At 59.4% G+C, this 14,764-nt stretch carries 16 protein-coding genes; 9 read left to right on the top strand and 7 right to left on the bottom strand.

The genetic code is table 11. The annotated features are described in order from the left end of the window. Positions 1–87 precede the first annotated feature (87 nt). From BK660_RS18800 to BK660_RS18790, 3 genes are all read left to right on the top strand, one after another. Entirely contained in the window at positions 88–1,299 is a 1,212-nt protein-coding gene (locus BK660_RS18800; RefSeq protein WP_123434506.1) for a YbfB/YjiJ family MFS transporter, read from the top strand. Between the two features lie 58 nt (positions 1,300–1,357). After that, complete coding sequence (locus tag BK660_RS18795; protein ID WP_123434505.1) at positions 1,358–2,356, top strand: NAD(P)H-quinone oxidoreductase; 999 nt, start codon at positions 1,358–1,360, stop codon at positions 2,354–2,356. A gap of 231 nt (positions 2,357–2,587) precedes the next feature. Beyond that, entirely contained in the window at positions 2,588–3,523 is a 936-nt protein-coding gene (locus tag BK660_RS18790) for an alpha/beta hydrolase (protein WP_123434504.1), read from the top strand. On the opposite strand, the gene BK660_RS18785 is transcribed toward BK660_RS18790, so the two are convergent. After that, the gene (locus BK660_RS18785) at positions 3,495–5,309 is read right to left on the bottom strand and encodes an ABC transporter ATP-binding protein (RefSeq protein WP_123434503.1); all 1,815 of its coding nucleotides are present in this window, start codon (positions 5,307–5,309) and stop codon (positions 3,495–3,497) included. The two genes, BK660_RS18790 and BK660_RS18785, sit on opposite strands and share 29 nt — an antisense overlap. Positions 5,310–5,757: 448 nt before the next feature. Between BK660_RS18785 and BK660_RS18775 the strand changes: the two genes are divergently transcribed. Continuing rightward, positions 5,758–6,663: a hypothetical protein gene (locus BK660_RS18775; protein ID WP_123434502.1), complete on the top strand. Its 906-nt coding sequence runs from the start codon at positions 5,758–5,760 to the stop codon at positions 6,661–6,663. 19 nt (positions 6,664–6,682) lie between these two features. Here BK660_RS18775 and BK660_RS18770 read toward each other — a convergent pair whose 3' ends face one another. Then, positions 6,683–7,699: an AraC family transcriptional regulator gene (locus tag BK660_RS18770; RefSeq protein ID WP_123434501.1), complete on the bottom strand. Its 1,017-nt coding sequence runs from the start codon at positions 7,697–7,699 to the stop codon at positions 6,683–6,685. Between the two features lie 167 nt (positions 7,700–7,866). On the opposite strand from BK660_RS18770, the gene BK660_RS18765 reads away from it, so the two are divergent. The 4 genes from BK660_RS18765 to BK660_RS18750 all read left to right on the top strand — a co-directional run bounded on the left by BK660_RS18765 (position 7,867) and on the right by BK660_RS18750 (position 10,451). Then, positions 7,867–8,718, top strand: coding sequence for a 3-hydroxybutyryl-CoA dehydrogenase (locus BK660_RS18765; protein ID WP_123434500.1), 852 nt, complete (start codon positions 7,867–7,869; stop codon positions 8,716–8,718). Further along, on the top strand, positions 8,705–9,307 hold the full coding sequence (locus BK660_RS18760) for a TetR/AcrR family transcriptional regulator (protein WP_123434499.1): 603 nt from the start codon (positions 8,705–8,707) through the stop codon (positions 9,305–9,307). The genes BK660_RS18765 and BK660_RS18760 overlap by 14 nt, the downstream gene beginning before the upstream one ends. A gap of 181 nt (positions 9,308–9,488) precedes the next feature. Further along, positions 9,489–9,902 carry a VOC family protein gene (locus BK660_RS18755; protein WP_123434498.1) on the top strand — a complete coding sequence of 138 codons (414 nt, stop codon included), beginning with the start codon at positions 9,489–9,491 and terminating at the stop codon, positions 9,900–9,902. 123 nt (positions 9,903–10,025) lie between these two features. Then, positions 10,026–10,451, top strand: coding sequence for a hypothetical protein (locus tag BK660_RS18750; protein ID WP_123434497.1), 426 nt, complete (start codon positions 10,026–10,028; stop codon positions 10,449–10,451). A 21-nt stretch (positions 10,452–10,472) separates the two neighbouring features. On the opposite strand, the gene BK660_RS18745 is transcribed toward BK660_RS18750, so the two are convergent. The 3 genes from BK660_RS18745 to BK660_RS18735 form a co-directional block, all read right to left on the bottom strand. Then, positions 10,473–11,699, bottom strand: coding sequence for an RtcB family protein (locus BK660_RS18745; RefSeq protein ID WP_123434638.1), 1,227 nt, complete (start codon positions 11,697–11,699; stop codon positions 10,473–10,475). Between the two features lie 16 nt (positions 11,700–11,715). Beyond that, entirely contained in the window at positions 11,716–12,735 is a 1,020-nt protein-coding gene (locus tag BK660_RS18740; protein ID WP_123434496.1) for an ABC transporter substrate-binding protein, read from the bottom strand. A 74-nt stretch (positions 12,736–12,809) separates the two neighbouring features. Continuing rightward, positions 12,810–13,025, bottom strand: coding sequence for a TOBE domain-containing protein (locus BK660_RS18735; RefSeq protein WP_027921432.1), 216 nt, complete (start codon positions 13,023–13,025; stop codon positions 12,810–12,812). Positions 13,026–13,352: 327 nt separating this feature from the next. Here BK660_RS18735 and BK660_RS33100 point away from each other — a divergent pair, with 327 nt between their 5' ends. Further along, positions 13,353–13,559: a hypothetical protein gene (locus BK660_RS33100; protein ID WP_123434495.1), complete on the top strand. Its 207-nt coding sequence runs from the start codon at positions 13,353–13,355 to the stop codon at positions 13,557–13,559. Positions 13,560–13,648: 89 nt separating this feature from the next. Here the strand turns inward: BK660_RS33100 and BK660_RS18725 are convergent, their stop codons facing one another. Then, positions 13,649–13,939, bottom strand: coding sequence for a hypothetical protein (locus tag BK660_RS18725; protein WP_148057447.1), 291 nt, complete (start codon positions 13,937–13,939; stop codon positions 13,649–13,651). 202 nt (positions 13,940–14,141) lie between these two features. Further along, complete coding sequence (locus tag BK660_RS18720; protein ID WP_027921435.1) at positions 14,142–14,465, bottom strand: hypothetical protein; 324 nt, start codon at positions 14,463–14,465, stop codon at positions 14,142–14,144. Positions 14,466–14,764 lie beyond the last annotated feature (299 nt).

Raw genomic sequence — 14,764 nt, 5'->3', positions numbered from 1 at the left:
CATCACGATAGCGCAAAATCGCTGCGTTATTGCATCAGATAATCGCGATAGGCTGAAGGCCAGCGAATACCTTTCAGGATCCTGCTCATGCACAGCTCATCGACCCCCTCGCGCGGCGCCATTTGGCTGCCGATCTTCGCCGGCCTCAGCGCCAGCCTGGTCAGCATTGGCCTGGCGCGGTTTGCGTACACGCCGTTGATTCCCTCGTTGATCCAGGCGCACTGGTTTTCCGCCAGCGACGTGGTTTACCTCGGCGCCGCCAACCTCGTCGGCTATCTGATTGGCGCCCTGATCGGCCGCCCTGTCGCGCAACGCACCTCCAACAAAACCGCGCTGCGGCTGATGATGTTGGCGGTGACGTTATCGTTCTTCGCCTGTGGTTTTCCCTTGTCGGTGAGCTGGTTCTTTGGCTGGCGCCTGCTGTCGGGCGTTGCCGGGGGCGCGATCATGGTGCTGGTGGCCGCGACCGTGTTGCCCCACGTACCGGCATCGCGTCGAGGATTGGCCAGCGGTGCAATTTTTCTCGGCATTGGCCTGGGCATTGCCGGTTCGGGAACGATTGTTCCGCCACTGCTGAGCCTTGGCTTGCAGCAGACCTGGTTCGGCCTTGGCCTGTTGTCCCTGGTGCTCACCGCTGCCAGTTGGTTCGGCTGGCCGTCAGAGGCGCACCACGCAGCCGTCGCACCAACTACCGACGCCCCCAAGACTGCCACTGATCCACGGGTTTACCTGCTGTTCGCTCAATACGCGTTCATGGCCGCCGGGCTGGTGCCTGCCATGGTGTTCCTGGTGGATTACGTGGCCCGTGGCCTCGGTGCCGGGCCGCATGTCGGCGCGCTGATCTGGGTGATGTATGGCCTTGGCGCGATTATCGGGCCAGTGAGTTATGGCTTTCTGGCGGATCAGTTCGGCGCGAAAGTCAGTATTCGCGTGGTGCTGGTGGTGCAGGCGATTGCCGTTGGCCTGCTGGCGATATCGAGTTCTTTTACCGCGCTGGCCTTGCTGGCAGTGATTCTCGGCTCGTTCCCGCCGGGCATCGTCCCGTTGGCGCTGGCACGGGTTCACGAACTGATCCCACAGCATCACCAGCAGCAAGTGGCCTGGAGCCGCGCGACGGTGTCGTTCGCCACCTTTCAGGCCATCGCCGGGTTTGCCTATTCAGCTCTGTTCAATGCCAGCGGCGGTCATCACGCCTTGTTGTTTGTCATCGCGGCCGGTGCGATTGTGGTTGCACTGCTGCTGGAACAGGGCATGCGTTTGCTCAACCGTCGTGATGATGTGCTGCCTGTCTTGAACTGAATCACCGCGCCCTTGATGCGGTCCCACTGTTATGACTTCTCTATCCCAGGACTTCGACATGACCTTGCCTCAAACCATGACCCTGATTGAAATCACCGAGCCCGGCGGCCCCGAGGTGTTGAAGCCGCGCCAGGAGCCGGTGCCCACCCCGGCGGCAGGTGAAGTGCTGATTCGTGTGCACGCTGCCGGGATCAACCGCCCCGATGCGCTTCAACGGGCCGGCAAGTACCCGCTGAAACCCGGCATGAGTCCGTTCCCGGGGCTGGAAGTGGCTGGGGAAGTGGTGGCCATCGGCACCGGCGTCAGCGAATTTATCGTGGGCGACAAGGTCTGCGCACTGACCAACGGCGGCGGCTACGCACAGTATTGCGTGGCACCGGCCGGCCAGACGTTGCCGATCCCTGATGGCATGGATTGGGTACATGCGGCGGCGATCCCGGAGACCTTCTTCACGGTGTGGGCCAACCTCTTCGACATGGGCGGCGCCAGCAAAGGCCAGCGCGCACTGATCCACGGCGGCACCAGCGGCATCGGCACCACCGCGTTGATGCTCTGTCGCGAATTCGGGGTCAAGGCCTTCGCCACGGCGGGCAGTGAAGACAAATGTGCGGTGATCCGCCAGTTGGGGGCCGAGCCGATCAACTACCGCGACCAGGATTTCGCCGAGGTCATCGCGCAAAAAACCGCCGGCAAAGGCGTAAATGTGATCCTCGACATCATGGGCGGTTCGTACCTGAATCCGAACATCGCGGCGCTGGGCATGGAAGGTCGACTGGTGATGCTGGGCTTCCTTGGTGGCGCTCACGCCAAGGATGTCGACTTGCTGGCGATCATGGCCAAGCGCGCAATCATCACCGGTTCCCTGTTGCGCTCACGTACCCGCGAAGAAAAGGCCTCGATTGCTGAACAGTTGCGCGAGTACGTCTGGCCCGTGCTCGCCGCCGGGCGTTGCCTGCCGATGATTGACAAAGTGTATGCGCTCAACGATGCGTCGCAGGCCCATGCGCGGATGGAGGGTGGGGATCATGTTGGGAAGATTGTGTTGAAGGTGGATTGATCGAACACCAATTGTTTTGGCTTTGGTAACACTGGCCCCTTCGCGAGCAGGCTCGCTCCCACAGTGGATCGCTTTTCTTCTGGAAGAACTCGGTCAATTGTAGGAGTGAGCCTGCTCGTGATGGGGCCCGATCATTCACCACAAAACCTTATACGACTGTCGAAATTATTCCCGTCCCCACCCCGCATCTGTTAAAACCCGACCTTTCCCGCTGACCTTCCGGACCGCCGCATGTTGTCGAGTTTGATGAGCCGCTTGACCCGCCGCTGGCTACCGCTGCTGTGCATGGCCGTGTTGATCATCGGCCTGCCGGTGAGTTGTGGCGTGCTCAACTACAAAGAGCGCGAGCTGCTGTTTCGCATCGAGCCGGGCACAGCCGGTTGGTATCGCGGCTTGCCGAGCGATGTGCAGGAGTTCGACATCAAGCCCGCCAGTTTCAAGGCCGGGCAAAACCTGCATGCCTGGTGGTGGCCGGCGGCGCGCCGGGATGCGCCGTCGATCCTTTACCTGCACGGTGTGCGCTGGAATCTCACGGGCCAGGCGTTTCGCATCGAGCAATTGCGCGCCATGGGCTACTCGGTGCTGGCCATCGACTACCGTGGGTTCGGCCAAAGCAAAGGTGACCTGCCCTCGGAAGCCAGTGTTTACGAAGACGCCCGGGCAGCGTGGGAGCGTTTCATCCAGATGCAACCGGACGCCAGCAAGCGTCTGATCTACGGCCATTCCCTGGGCGGCGCGGTGGCCATTGACCTCGCGGCGGACCTGGCGGCGCAGGCGAAAAAGCACCATGACCCCGTACCGGTGCGCGGCCTTGTGATCGAATCCACATTCACCTCGCTGGGCGATGCCGTGGCGCAAGTGGCCGACAGCAACCTGCCGGTGAAATGGCTGCCGGTGCGTTGGCTGGTGTCGCAGAAATTCGATTCCATCGACAAGATCGTCGACATCGACATGCCGCTGCTGGTGGTCCACGGCCTGGCCGACCCGTTCATGCCCTCACGCTTCAGCCAGCAGTTGTTCAATGCCGCCAATGAACCCAAGCGGCTGCTGCTGGTGCCCGGTGGAACGCACAACAACAGCATGATTCTGGGTGGCAGTCAGTACCGCCAGGCAATCGATGGTTTGATGAAAGCCAAACCTAGCGGTAACCCCGGGCTTGCAGGTTGAACAGCTGCGCGTAACGCCCGCCCGCCTCTACAAGGCTGTCGTGATCGCCACGCTCGAGGATCGTGCCCTGGTCCAGCACGATGATGTGATCGGCATTGCGCACACTGGAAAACCGATGGGAAATCAGCAACGTCATGCGCCCTTCGGTGTGCTCGCTGAAATGCTCGAACACCGCCGCTTCCGCCGCCGGATCGAGGGCCGATGTCGGCTCATCGAGAATCAGGATATCGGCATCGCGACGCATATAGGCACGCGATAACGCGATCTTCTGCCATTGCCCGCCGGACAACTCTTGCCCACCGGCAAACCATCGCCCCAGTTGCGTGGCATAGCCGCGATCCAGACGTTCGATAAACGGCGCGGCCATGCCTTGGGCCGCCGCGTCCTGCCAACGCTGTTCATCGTTGAACGCCAAGGTGTCGCCAACGCCGATGTTTTCGCCCACCGAGAATTGGTAGCGGATGTAGTCCTGGAAAATCACGCCGATGCGCTGCCGCAGCGCGACTTCCTGCCATACCTGCAAATCGCTGCCGTCGAGCAAAATGCGACCTTGATCGGGCCGGTACAGACGGGTCAGCAACTTGATCAGTGTGGTCTTGCCCGAGCCGTTCTCCCCCACCAGCGCCAGGCTGCGGCCCGGAACCATGTGCAAGTCGATGCCCTCCAGCGCCGCACGACTCGCCCCCGGATACGTGAAGCCGACGCCCTCAAAACGCAAGCCATCGCCGGGCACCGCGCCTTCCGTGAGCGTCCCGGTATCGGCCACCACCGGTTCGGCCAGGTACTCATAGAGGTTCGACAGGTAAAGGCCATCTTCATACAGCCCGCTGATGGCGCTCAAGCTGCTGCTCACCGCGGTTTGCCCCTGCTTGAACAACACCAGGTACATGGTCATTTGCCCTAAAGTGATGTTGCCATGAACGGCATCGACCACCACCCACGCATACGCCAGGTAAAACGCCGCCGTGCCGAGCAAGCCGAGGACAAAACCCCAGCCATCGCGACGCAACGTCAACCGACGGTCTTCGGCGTAGAGACGCGCGAAGGTATCGCGATAACGCTTCAACAACAGCGGCGCGAAACCGAACAGCTTGACCTCCTTGATGTACCCCTCGTGGGAGAGCAGCGTCTCGATGTAAGTCTGCTGCCGGCTCTCCGGCGCCCGGCGGGTGAACAGCCGAAACGCGTCCCCGGAAAAATGCGCCTCGGCGAAAAACACCGGCAACGCCCCCACCACCAACAGCACCAGCGCCCACGGCGAAAAGTGCACCAGCAACACACCGAAGCTGATCAGCACAATCAGGTTCTGGATCAGCCCCAACGACTTCATCACCAGCGCCAGCGGCCGGGTCGACGCCTCGCGCCGCACCCGCACCAGCTTGTCGTAAAACTCGGAATTCTCGAACTGCACCAACGACAACGTCTGGGCTTTCTCCAGAATCATCGTGTTGACCTTCTGCCCCAACTGCACGCGCAACAGCGACTGCTGAACCGACAGCGCCCGTTGCGTACCGGACAACAACGCCAGCACCCCCGCCTCCATCAGCACATAACGCACCACCGGCCACAACGGCGCACTGCCCTGCTGCGCATGCAACTGCATGGCGCTGACCACTGCGTCGACAATGCGTTGACCGATCCACGCGGCCAGCGCCGGGAGGACACCGGCAATCAGGGTGGCCAGGACCAGGCCGAGGAATAATCCACGGGAGGTGCCCCAGACTAAGAGCAAGGCGCGTCGGGCCTGGTCGAACAGGGCGGTGAGGCGGTTGAGGGCCGCTGGCATGGGGGCAAGCTCGCAGAGGACAAACAAGGTGACAGGGTACTTCAGCCCGGCAACGAGCGTGATGCGAATCAACTGTAACGTTTGTTCGCTTGACGCGAGAGGACGTCAGGATGAGGATCGTCCGACTTTCAGATCACTGAGCAAGGAAGCCGGGATTGATACCTGAATGGAACCCTGAGGGACTTCTCCCTCCTATCAATGAACAAAACCCTGCAGGGATGGACCGATCTCCCTATGAGGTTGATCTCTTGGCATTCATAGAACGCTTCGCGATCAGTCACACTCCGTGATCCCCCTGAACGTTTGGTAGAAATGACCTCGTACTGGTACAGCATGTGGGCCCATCGCAGGTCAAAACAGTGGAAAGGATTTCTACGGGTTGACCTTGATCCTCGGGAGGATCGAGCGGCTCTGGCCATGCTGACAGCTCGCAAACAGGAACTTGCGCATGAATAGAAACGAATACCTGCACACGACGGCAGAGCTCCACTTTCTGGAGAAGCAGCTAGCCAAACCTGGACTCAGTAAGCTATCTGCAATGTCCATTCGCTCTCGAATTGAACAAGCAAAATCAGCGCTTGAAGAAAATAGTCAGAACACGTACCAACCTGCGAATGTCGTCATTACCTATCGCGGGGCCCCCGTTTTAGGTACACAGGGGGTATTGGCCGAATTTGGCACCGCAGCAACGCAGGCGTTCAGCGAAGCTATTGCCACCATTGCTGCGTCGATCTCCGGCACCCTTGCCGATAAGGGTCCTATTCCAAATCGGTCAAACAATCAGTTACTCATAACGGGAACGGCCCTAGGCTCATTTGGCTTCGAACTGGAGGAAGTCCCTTCTACGGCGCAAGTGGGAATGGAAGGTACCTCTTCGGTTTCACAAGCCATCGACTTGATGACCGAGTTGCTCGAAGCATCGACCAAAAGTGATGAAGAGCTCTCCGAACCGGTGTCGAGACTGGCCGATAGAGCCCTGTCGAGCGTCGCAGATTTCCTGGGAAAGCTGTCCAGCTACGACGCCTCTTGTTCACTCACCACTCGCAACGGTCAATTTCAGTTTACAGACAGTGAACAGGTCCGCCGAAGCAAAGCTCGGCTAAGCCTGGATAACATCCAGGAAACGACAGAGACGTTTACAGGTGAGTTTATTGGGGCGCTCCCGGATAAGCGGGCATTCGAATTTCGGACCATCGACGGTTTGGTTATTTACGGAAGTATCCCAACAGCGATCCCCAATCCGAATGAGGTGAACGCAAATCTCTATAAAACCTACGACATAACATTAAGCGCCAAGCGAATCGGCTCCAGCAAACCTCGCTATATCCTTCAGCGCTTTCCTTGGAATGACTGATACACCAGAACAGTCGACTTTACTCCACACCCACCTGAAACCGCGCCCGATACCGCCCCGGGCTCTCCCCCGTCCATTTCTTGAACGCCCGATGAAACGCGCTCGGTTCCTGAAAGCCCAGCCGTTCAGCAATATCACTGATGCTCGCCTTGCTCTGGCGTAATTGTTCAAACGCCACGCCGCGCCGTACTTCGTCCTTGATCTCCTGATATGAGCAGCCTTCGCGCTCGAGTTTGCGGCGGAAGGTGCTGGGGCTCAGGTGTTGTTCCAGGGCGAAATCCTGCAGGGTCGGCCATTCGCTGTAATCGCTGTTTCGCAGGCGCTGGTGGACTTGCGAGGCCAGGCCGTGCTGGTTGCGGAAGCGGATCACCAGCCATTGCGGAGCCGTGCGCAGGAATACCTTGAGTGAGGCCAGGTCTTGCACCACCGGCAGGCGCAGGTAGTGGCTGGCGAATTCGATTTCGGTGCGCTCGGCGCCGAAGGTCAGGTTGGGGCCCCACAGCAAGCGGTCGTCGCTGAGGGATACGCGCTCATGGCGAAAGTCCGCGCGGTCGATCGGAATGCGGCGCCCGCCCAGCCAGCACATCAGGCTGATCATCAGCACCAGGAACGTCTCTTCGCCAAAACGGCTGACGTCGTCGTTTTGCGCGTGGGTGTCGAGGCTGATGATGGCGCGCTTGCCGCGCACGCTCAGGGTGCCGCGAAAGTCGCGCAGGAACAGGCCGAAATTGGCCAGGCACTGGCGCATGGCTTTGTGCAGGTCGGGCTCCTGAATCAACGCGCGGCAGATCAAGGCGAAACTGCCCGGCGGCATGCCGTGGGAGTCGAGCCGGAAAAATTCGTCGTTCAACTCGCGGATCTGAAGCAGCCACAGCTCGGCAAATGCGCTGGCCGGCACCCGCGCCGTGGGCTCAGCCATCAACGCCGGGTCGATACCGGCCTGTTCCAGCACAGCCGTGAGGCGCGGCGAATCTCCTCCCAGGGCGTGGATCATGGCCTGCACGAAATAAACGGCAACCGAGTCGTTTTCCCGCATGTGAACGTTTCGCTCCCTGACACTTGAATGGCAAAAAACACCAGCACCGTTGAACAGTTGCGGCATAGGACAACTGACCGGCCGGTTCTAGACTCGCGGCCAATAGTACGCCTTCGACCGTTGTGACGGCCAAGGTATCGCAAGGTATGAGTGGAAGGACGGCAACAATGAATCTGCAAAACATCGGCGTGATCGGCGCGGGCACCATGGGCAACGGGATTGCGCAGGTCTGTGCGTTGGCCGGCTTCACCGTGACCCTGATCGACATCTCCGAGAGTGCCCTGCAAAAAGCCCTGGCCACCGTCAGCAAAAACCTTGATCGCCAGGTCGCCAAGGAAACGCTGACCGAGGAGCAGAAGCACGTCGCCCTCGACAGGATTCGCACCAGCACCCAATACGACAGCCTGAAAAACGCGCAACTGGTGATCGAAGCGGCCACCGAAAACCTCGACCTGAAACTGCGCGTGCTGCAACAAATCGCCGCGCAGGTCAGTGCCGAGTGCGTGATTGCCTCCAACACCTCGTCGCTGTCGATTACCCAACTCGCCGCCAGCGTCAGCCAGCCTGAGCGCTTCATCGGCCTGCACTTCTTCAACCCGGTGCCGGTGATGGGCCTGATTGAAGTGATTCGCGGCCTGCAAACCAGCGACGCCACGCACGCCCTCGCCCTGGACATGGCGACCACCCTGGGCAAAACCGCGATCACCGCCGGCAACCGCCCGGGTTTCGTGGTCAACCGGATTCTGGTGCCGATGATCAACGAAGCCATTCTGGTGTTCCAGGAAGGCCTGGCCAGTGCCGAAGACATCGACGCCGGCATGCGCCTGGGCTGCAACCAGCCGATCGGCCCGCTGGCCCTGGCCGACCTGATCGGTCTGGATACCCTGCTGGCCATCATGGAAGCCTTCTACGACGGCTTCAACGACAGCAAATACCGCCCCGCTCCGCTGCTCAAGGAAATGGTCGCCGCCGGTTATCTGGGACGTAAAACAGGACGTGGCTTCCATGCCTATGCCTGAGCGTTGCTCGCGCTTTAACGAGTACCGGGACAAGGTGCTGGAGTTGTTCTCCAGCAAGGGTTTCGGTCAGGTTGGCATGCGTGAACTGGCGACGTGCCTGGGGCTGTCCTCGGGCTCGTTGTATCACCACTACCCGAGCAAGCAGCACTTGCTGCTCGACCTGATCGAGGAGTTCTACGAAGAGCTGCTGGCGACCCTGGGGCGCCTCGATCAAAAGGGGCCGGCGAAACGTGACAGGCTGCAAAACCTGATCCGTGCGCATTTGAATCTGCACCGGGAAATGCCCTGGCATTTTCGTCTGGCGGAGCGTGACAGCGGTTGCCTCAATGACGAGCAACAGGCGCGCGTCCGGCAATTGCGCGAGCAATACGAACATCGGCTGCTGTTGATACTCGGCACCAAACCCCGGGTCGGTGAACAGGCGCAACGCGCCACGGCACACGCCATCGCCAACTTGCTCAACAGCGCCCCCAGTTGGTTGATGCAACATGAGCTTAATGACCATGAGCGCGATGAACTGCTGGAAAACATGGTGAGCGGGGCCATTGAGCGTCTGCTGCGGCCTTCGGCGCCACGCGCGGTGGCGTGAGCACCTGATGCAATGTCAGGTGCACGCGTGCTCAGGCGATAAAACACCCCGATTCAATAGAAAAATCATCTAAACGAATTTTGCCAAACCCTCCCTCTAACGCTTTGCTAATGGCGTCCAATTACTGTGGGTCGGCGGTTGATCAACCACGCCCGGCCTCCTTCGTTACCGGGAGCACACCATGAAAATCAATCCCTACCTGATCTTCAACGGCGACTGCAAAGCCGCCTTCACCTTTTATGAGAAAAGCCTGCCCGGCAAGATCGAAGCCATGATGACCTTCGGTGAAACCCCGGCCGGCGAGCACGTACCGACCGACCTTCATAACCTGATCATTCACACCCGCCTGGTGGTGGGTGATCAGGCGATCATGGGGTCCGACACCACACCGGACCGTCCTGTCGATGACATGGCCGGTTTTTCAGTGTCGCTGAATGTCGACAGCATCGCTGAAGCGGAACGGGTCTTCACGGCTTTATCGGAAGACGGCACCGTGCAAATGCCGCTGGAACAGACGTTTTGGGCGGCGCGTTTCGGCATGCTGGTGGACCGCTTTGGTGTGTCGTGGATGGTCAACTGCGAGAAAGATCAGTGATTTTTTCGAGGCATGAAAAAGCCCAACCTGCCTGGGCTGGGCTTCTTTCTGGCAACTCCCGGGCCGTCTGCTACCGTCAACAAGCCACCTGCGTGGCAACGGTTTGTTCGGAGGACACCCGCTATGCCTGCACATGCCCCTTGGTCCACCCGCTGCAAAATGTCGCTGCTGGCGGGAGGGCTCGTCGCCGCCCTGCTCGCGCTCAATGGTTGCGCCACCGTCGATGCCCAGACCACCGCGTACGTGGGTGTGGAACATCCTGCGCCCACGCTGGCCAGTGAAGTGGTGGTGTTGCGCACCGAACCCACTCGCCCGCACGTTCGATTGGGTGAAGTGCTGATCGATGCCAGCGTCGACCCGGCGCCGCCGATTACCCAGGTCGAAGAAAAACTGCGGGAGGAAGCCGCCAAACTCGGTGGTGATGCCGTGGTGGTGGTTTATGACCATATCGGCACCGTCGGCGCGTACGTCAGCGGGCCGCTGTGGAGCCGCGACATCGAAACGATTCAGGGCCGAAAACTCAAAGGCATCGTGATCAAGTACAAATAATCGTTCGGTGACTGGAAGTGCTCAGCCCTTGACGCACACTACCTGGCGCAAGGTGTGCAGCACTTCCACCAGTTCGCGCTGGGCGTGCATCACGTCGTCGATGTTTTTGTAGGCCATCGGGATTTCGTCAATCACCGCTGCATCCTTGCGACATTCCACGTGGGCGGTGGCCCGAACCTGGTCTTCGACGGTGAACAGGCTTTTCGCCTTGGTGCGGCTCATGGTGCGGCCGGCGCCGTGGCTGCAAGAGCAGAATGACTGCTCATTGCCGAGCCCACGGACGATGAAACTTTTCGCGCCCATCGACCCTGGAATGATCCCCAACTCGCCCTTCTTCGCCGACACCGCGCCTTTGCGGGTGACCAGGATGTCCTCGCCGAAGTGCCGCTCTTTTTGCACGTAGTTGTGGTGACAGTTCACCGCTTCCAGCGCCGCCTCGAAGGGTTTCCTGATCACTTGCCGGGTCGCTTGAATCACCGATTGCATCATCAGCGCACGGTTCTGTTTGGCAAAATCCTGCGCCCAGTCGACGGCTTCGACATAGTCGTTAAAGTGCCGGCTGCCTTCCTTGAAATAGGCCAGGTCACGGTCCGGCAAATTGGCAAGATGCTGACGCATGTCGGCCTGGGCCAGTTGGATGAACAGGTTTCCGATGGCATTGCCGACCCCGCGAGAACCGCTGTGCAGCATGAACCAGACCCGGTCGGTCTCATCCAGGCACACTTCAATGAAATGGTTGCCACTGCCCAACGTGCCCAGGTGCGCGCGATTGTTGGTGTGGGAAAGTTTCGGGTACTTGTCGGTGATTGCCTTGAACCGTGAGGCCAGCGCCGACCAGGCATGATCGGCCTGTTTCGGAACACTGTGCCAGGCACCTTTGTCCCGGACGCCACGCCCCAGCGTGCGGCCATGGGGCACCGCTTTCTCGATGGCGCTGCGCAAGCCGTGCAGGTTGTCGGGCAAGTCCGCAGCGGTCAGTGTGGTGCAGGCGGCGATCATGCCGCAGCCGATGTCGACGCCGACGGCCGCCGGGATGATCGCGCCCACGGTCGGGATCACGCTGCCGATGGTCGAGCCCTTTCCCAGGTGCACGTCAGGCATCACCGCCAGATGCTTGAAGATGAACGGCATCTTCGCGGTGTTGATCAGTTGCTGCCGGGCTTCGCTTTCGACCGGGACGCCTTCGGTCCAGAGCTTGATCGGCTTGCCGTTGGCGACGTCCAGCCGTTGGTAGGTCGGCGTTTGCATGATGTTCGAAGGTGTCTCAACTGCCTGCACCGCCATGTGCTTCCTCAAAGAAATAGTCTTTCCAGCTGTCGGCCTTGTTTTTCAGCACACCCAGCGTCTGCAATTGCTCGGCATAGATGTAGGTTCGCTGTGGCACCACGGTGAAGTCGATTTCCGGGTCGGCGACGATTTTCTCAACCAATGGCAAGGATAGTTTCGATTGCTCCACACGGATATAGGTCTGTGCCGCTGCGGGCTTGTCAGCCTTGATGATCTGCTCGGCCTCGGCCAGTGCCGCGTAAAACGCTTTGTAGGTTTTCGGGTTTTCGTCGTGGAATTTTTCCGTGGTGTACAGCACGTTGAACGTGGCCTGGCCACCCAGTACGTCGTAGGAACTCAGCACTTTGTGCACATTGGGGCTTTGCAGTTCCTGGTACTGGAACGGGGGGCTGGAGAAGTGTGAGTTGATCTCTGAACCGCCGGCAATCAGCGCCGATGTCGCATCGGGGTGGGCCAGGCTGATGGAGATGTCGTCAAACCTCTTGAAGTTTTCCGCGCCAAACTGCTTGGCCGTTTCGATCTGCAAGGTCCGCGACTGGAAACCTACCCCCGCCGCCGGCACCGCGATACGGTCCTTTTCGGTGAAGTCCTTGAGACTTTTTACAGTCGGATTATTAGTCAGCAGGTAATTGGGCATCGACCCCAGCGAGGCGATGGCCTTGACGTTTTGCTTGCCCTTGGTCCGGTCCCAGATCGTCAGCATCGGCGGCACGCCCGCCGACACCACATCCAGCGCCCCGGCGAGCAGCGCTTCGTTCATGGCGGTGGCCCCGGAGATGCTGTTCCAGTCGACCTTGATGTCGAGGCCCTGCTCCTTGCCGTGTTTTTCGATGAGCTGCTGGTCGCGCACCACATCCAGAATCAGGTAGCCGATGCCAAATTGCTGGGCAATGCTGATTTTGCCTTCGGCCTGGACCACCGGGCTGAGTAATGCGCTCAGCGCCACCACGGAAGTGGCGAGCAGGGTCAAAGCGGAGCGCTTGAACGGTGTTGTCATGAAAACCTCAAGGTGACGGGGACGCCGAAAAAAAGCGGCCGAAGCCGCTGATGGTTGATGTCAAACCGACGGGGCTAGAGCTTGGCGATCGAGACCTCAGTAGATTTGACGAAGGCAATCACTTCGCTGCCCACTTTCAGTTCAAGGTCACGCACCGAGCGTGTGGTAATCACGGAGGTGACGATGCCGGAGGCGGTTTGCACGTCGATTTCGGACACCACTTCGCCTTGGACGATTTCCTTGATGACGCCCTTGAACTGGTTGCGGACGTTGATCGCTTTGATGGTCATGATGAGGCTTCCTGTCTGGTGGCGGACGCATCCGTGCGGATGCGCAGGCCCTCAAAGTGCACCACCTGCACAAACAACAAAAGGAATAAATAATTATCTATTTATTCCTTTTTTGAATATTAAACCTCGAATCATTGCCCGGCTACGAGGACGCCTGCACCATTCGTCGTATAGGCAAATCTTTGACGCAAGGCTCAAAGTGTCTGGCGTGGGGATTGCAAAGGCCGGTCGTAGCCGCCCGGAAACGACGTTATTCTGACGCAGCAACAATCAACTCAACATTTAAGGACCCCGGCATAACGCCTGGTGAGTCACCGGAGATTTAACGTGTCAACCCTCAGTGAAATCGCAGCGAACCACGCGAGAATGGCTAAATTACAGGCACAAGAGTCGACCGGATTGAGTGAGCGGCACGTTCAAATTGTGGGGTGCTTCGAAGTACCCGTCATGGAAGAACAACAGCACATTCCATTGCACTTGATCGCTGGGGCGCAGGACAACCACCAGGGACAGGCACCAGGTTACTTGCTCTGACTGTGCATGCTCGGCGAGGAGTGGCACTAACCGGTTGGTGACCACTCCCCGCGCACTCATCCAGTGCGCCAGAAAACATTCGCCGGGGTTCAGAACCTGGGCATATCGCCGATTTGCTCAAGTTCCGATACACCGGCTTCAAGCTCAATCGTTGTCTCACCCGAAGAATTGTTGCCAAGGAATGCCCGCGTTCCCTTGCCCCCCACCGTATCGTGAACAAATACTTCATCGCCTTGAGCGAGGGATTTGCAGACTTCGTCAAAGCTGACCACCTCGCTGGGCCCGACCGCGTGCATGTGCCCATCGACCTTTTTCCATGTGAACTCGACAAATTTGCCGTCAGGGTCCTTTTTTGCGTGGGAAACGATGTAAGTCTCCATAGTGCCTACCTCACTGAAAGCCTTACTGCTAAGCCTAGTCGTCATTTGGCGATCACCAAAGTGGCAGACGACCGGGGCGAACGTCAGGGCCTCGCAGCCGAGCGTGAAACTCTGTAATCCCGACTCTACACGGTGTCCGTTTGACGCAGAGCGTCATGGGCTGCATTCCCACGCAGAGCGTGGGAACGATCATTCAGCGGCGCTAATCCGAAGCCTGCGCCCGCAACCGCCGCCCCACTACATCCAGCACATCGCAGCCATCGCGCAATGGGATGGCGCACAGCAGCGCGAAGTCGCTGAGGATGAAGGATTCGCACTCGACCGAACCGCGCATCGACATGTTCTCCAGTACCTGAGTGACGGCACGAATTCGGTAGTTGGCGGCTTCGTATAAAACGTCGAGCGGTGCGTGGGTGTCGACGAACAGCGTGGGCATGTCGGTGCAGTTGCTGGTGAGGGCCATGAAGCGGCTTTTGGGGTGGGGGATTGGTTTTTCGTAGGGTGGATCGGGGTGAAGGGTTTTCATTTTTTCAGACCTTTGGCGGATAAATTTAAGCTACCAACGGCCTTCCTACGGGCTTGGGTGGCAGCCGTACGCGGGAGTAGGAAACTGAGGATCCACCAAACTCAGCCACGCCGAAGCGTGTCCCGCGCACAGCCGCCGCGAACGATCTTACGGACACTAATTAAGTGCCGCAATCACACGACAGCGCTGACGCGCGGTGAAAATCCAAGGGTTCCTACACCCTGCCACTGCATTCGCAGCGACAGCCAAAGACTATCCATGGATCTCACTACGCACCAGTTCATGAAAGCCGCTACGAG

It is taken from the genome of Pseudomonas brassicacearum, from assembly GCF_003732265.1.
In the GTDB taxonomy this organism is placed as follows: domain Bacteria; phylum Pseudomonadota; class Gammaproteobacteria; order Pseudomonadales; family Pseudomonadaceae; genus Aquipseudomonas; species Aquipseudomonas brassicacearum_D.
The sequence above is the reverse complement of the archived record's forward strand: the minus strand, read 5'-3'. Positions and strand labels throughout refer to the sequence as shown.

Bases quoted from the DNA above. Each gene is read 5' to 3' on its own strand.
- BK660_RS18750 (WP_123434497.1), top strand. From the start codon at position 10,026: ATGCCTGCACATGCCCCTTGGTCCACCCGCTGCAAAATGTCGCTGCTG.
- BK660_RS18755 (WP_123434498.1), top strand. From the start codon at position 9,489: ATGAAAATCAATCCCTACCTGATCTTCAACGGCGACTGCAAAGCCGCC.
- BK660_RS18745 (WP_123434638.1), bottom strand. From the start codon at position 11,699: ATGCAAACGCCGACCTACCAACGGCTGGACGTCGCCAACGGCAAGCCG.
- BK660_RS18800 (WP_123434506.1), top strand. From the start codon at position 88: ATGCACAGCTCATCGACCCCCTCGCGCGGCGCCATTTGGCTGCCGATC.
- BK660_RS18760 (WP_123434499.1), top strand. From the start codon at position 8,705: ATGCCTATGCCTGAGCGTTGCTCGCGCTTTAACGAGTACCGGGACAAG.
- BK660_RS18785 (WP_123434503.1), bottom strand. From the start codon at position 5,309: ATGCCAGCGGCCCTCAACCGCCTCACCGCCCTGTTCGACCAGGCCCGA.
- BK660_RS18790 (WP_123434504.1), top strand. From the start codon at position 2,588: ATGTTGTCGAGTTTGATGAGCCGCTTGACCCGCCGCTGGCTACCGCTG.
- BK660_RS18735 (WP_027921432.1), bottom strand. From the start codon at position 13,025: ATGACCATCAAAGCGATCAACGTCCGCAACCAGTTCAAGGGCGTCATC.
- BK660_RS18725 (WP_148057447.1), bottom strand. From the start codon at position 13,939: ATGGAGACTTACATCGTTTCCCACGCAAAAAAGGACCCTGACGGCAAA.
- BK660_RS18795 (WP_123434505.1), top strand. From the start codon at position 1,358: ATGACCTTGCCTCAAACCATGACCCTGATTGAAATCACCGAGCCCGGC.
- BK660_RS18775 (WP_123434502.1), top strand. From the start codon at position 5,758: ATGAATAGAAACGAATACCTGCACACGACGGCAGAGCTCCACTTTCTG.
- BK660_RS18740 (WP_123434496.1), bottom strand. From the start codon at position 12,735: ATGACAACACCGTTCAAGCGCTCCGCTTTGACCCTGCTCGCCACTTCC.
- BK660_RS18770 (WP_123434501.1), bottom strand. From the start codon at position 7,699: ATGCGGGAAAACGACTCGGTTGCCGTTTATTTCGTGCAGGCCATGATC.
- BK660_RS18765 (WP_123434500.1), top strand. From the start codon at position 7,867: ATGAATCTGCAAAACATCGGCGTGATCGGCGCGGGCACCATGGGCAAC.
- BK660_RS18720 (WP_027921435.1), bottom strand. From the start codon at position 14,465: ATGAAAACCCTTCACCCCGATCCACCCTACGAAAAACCAATCCCCCAC.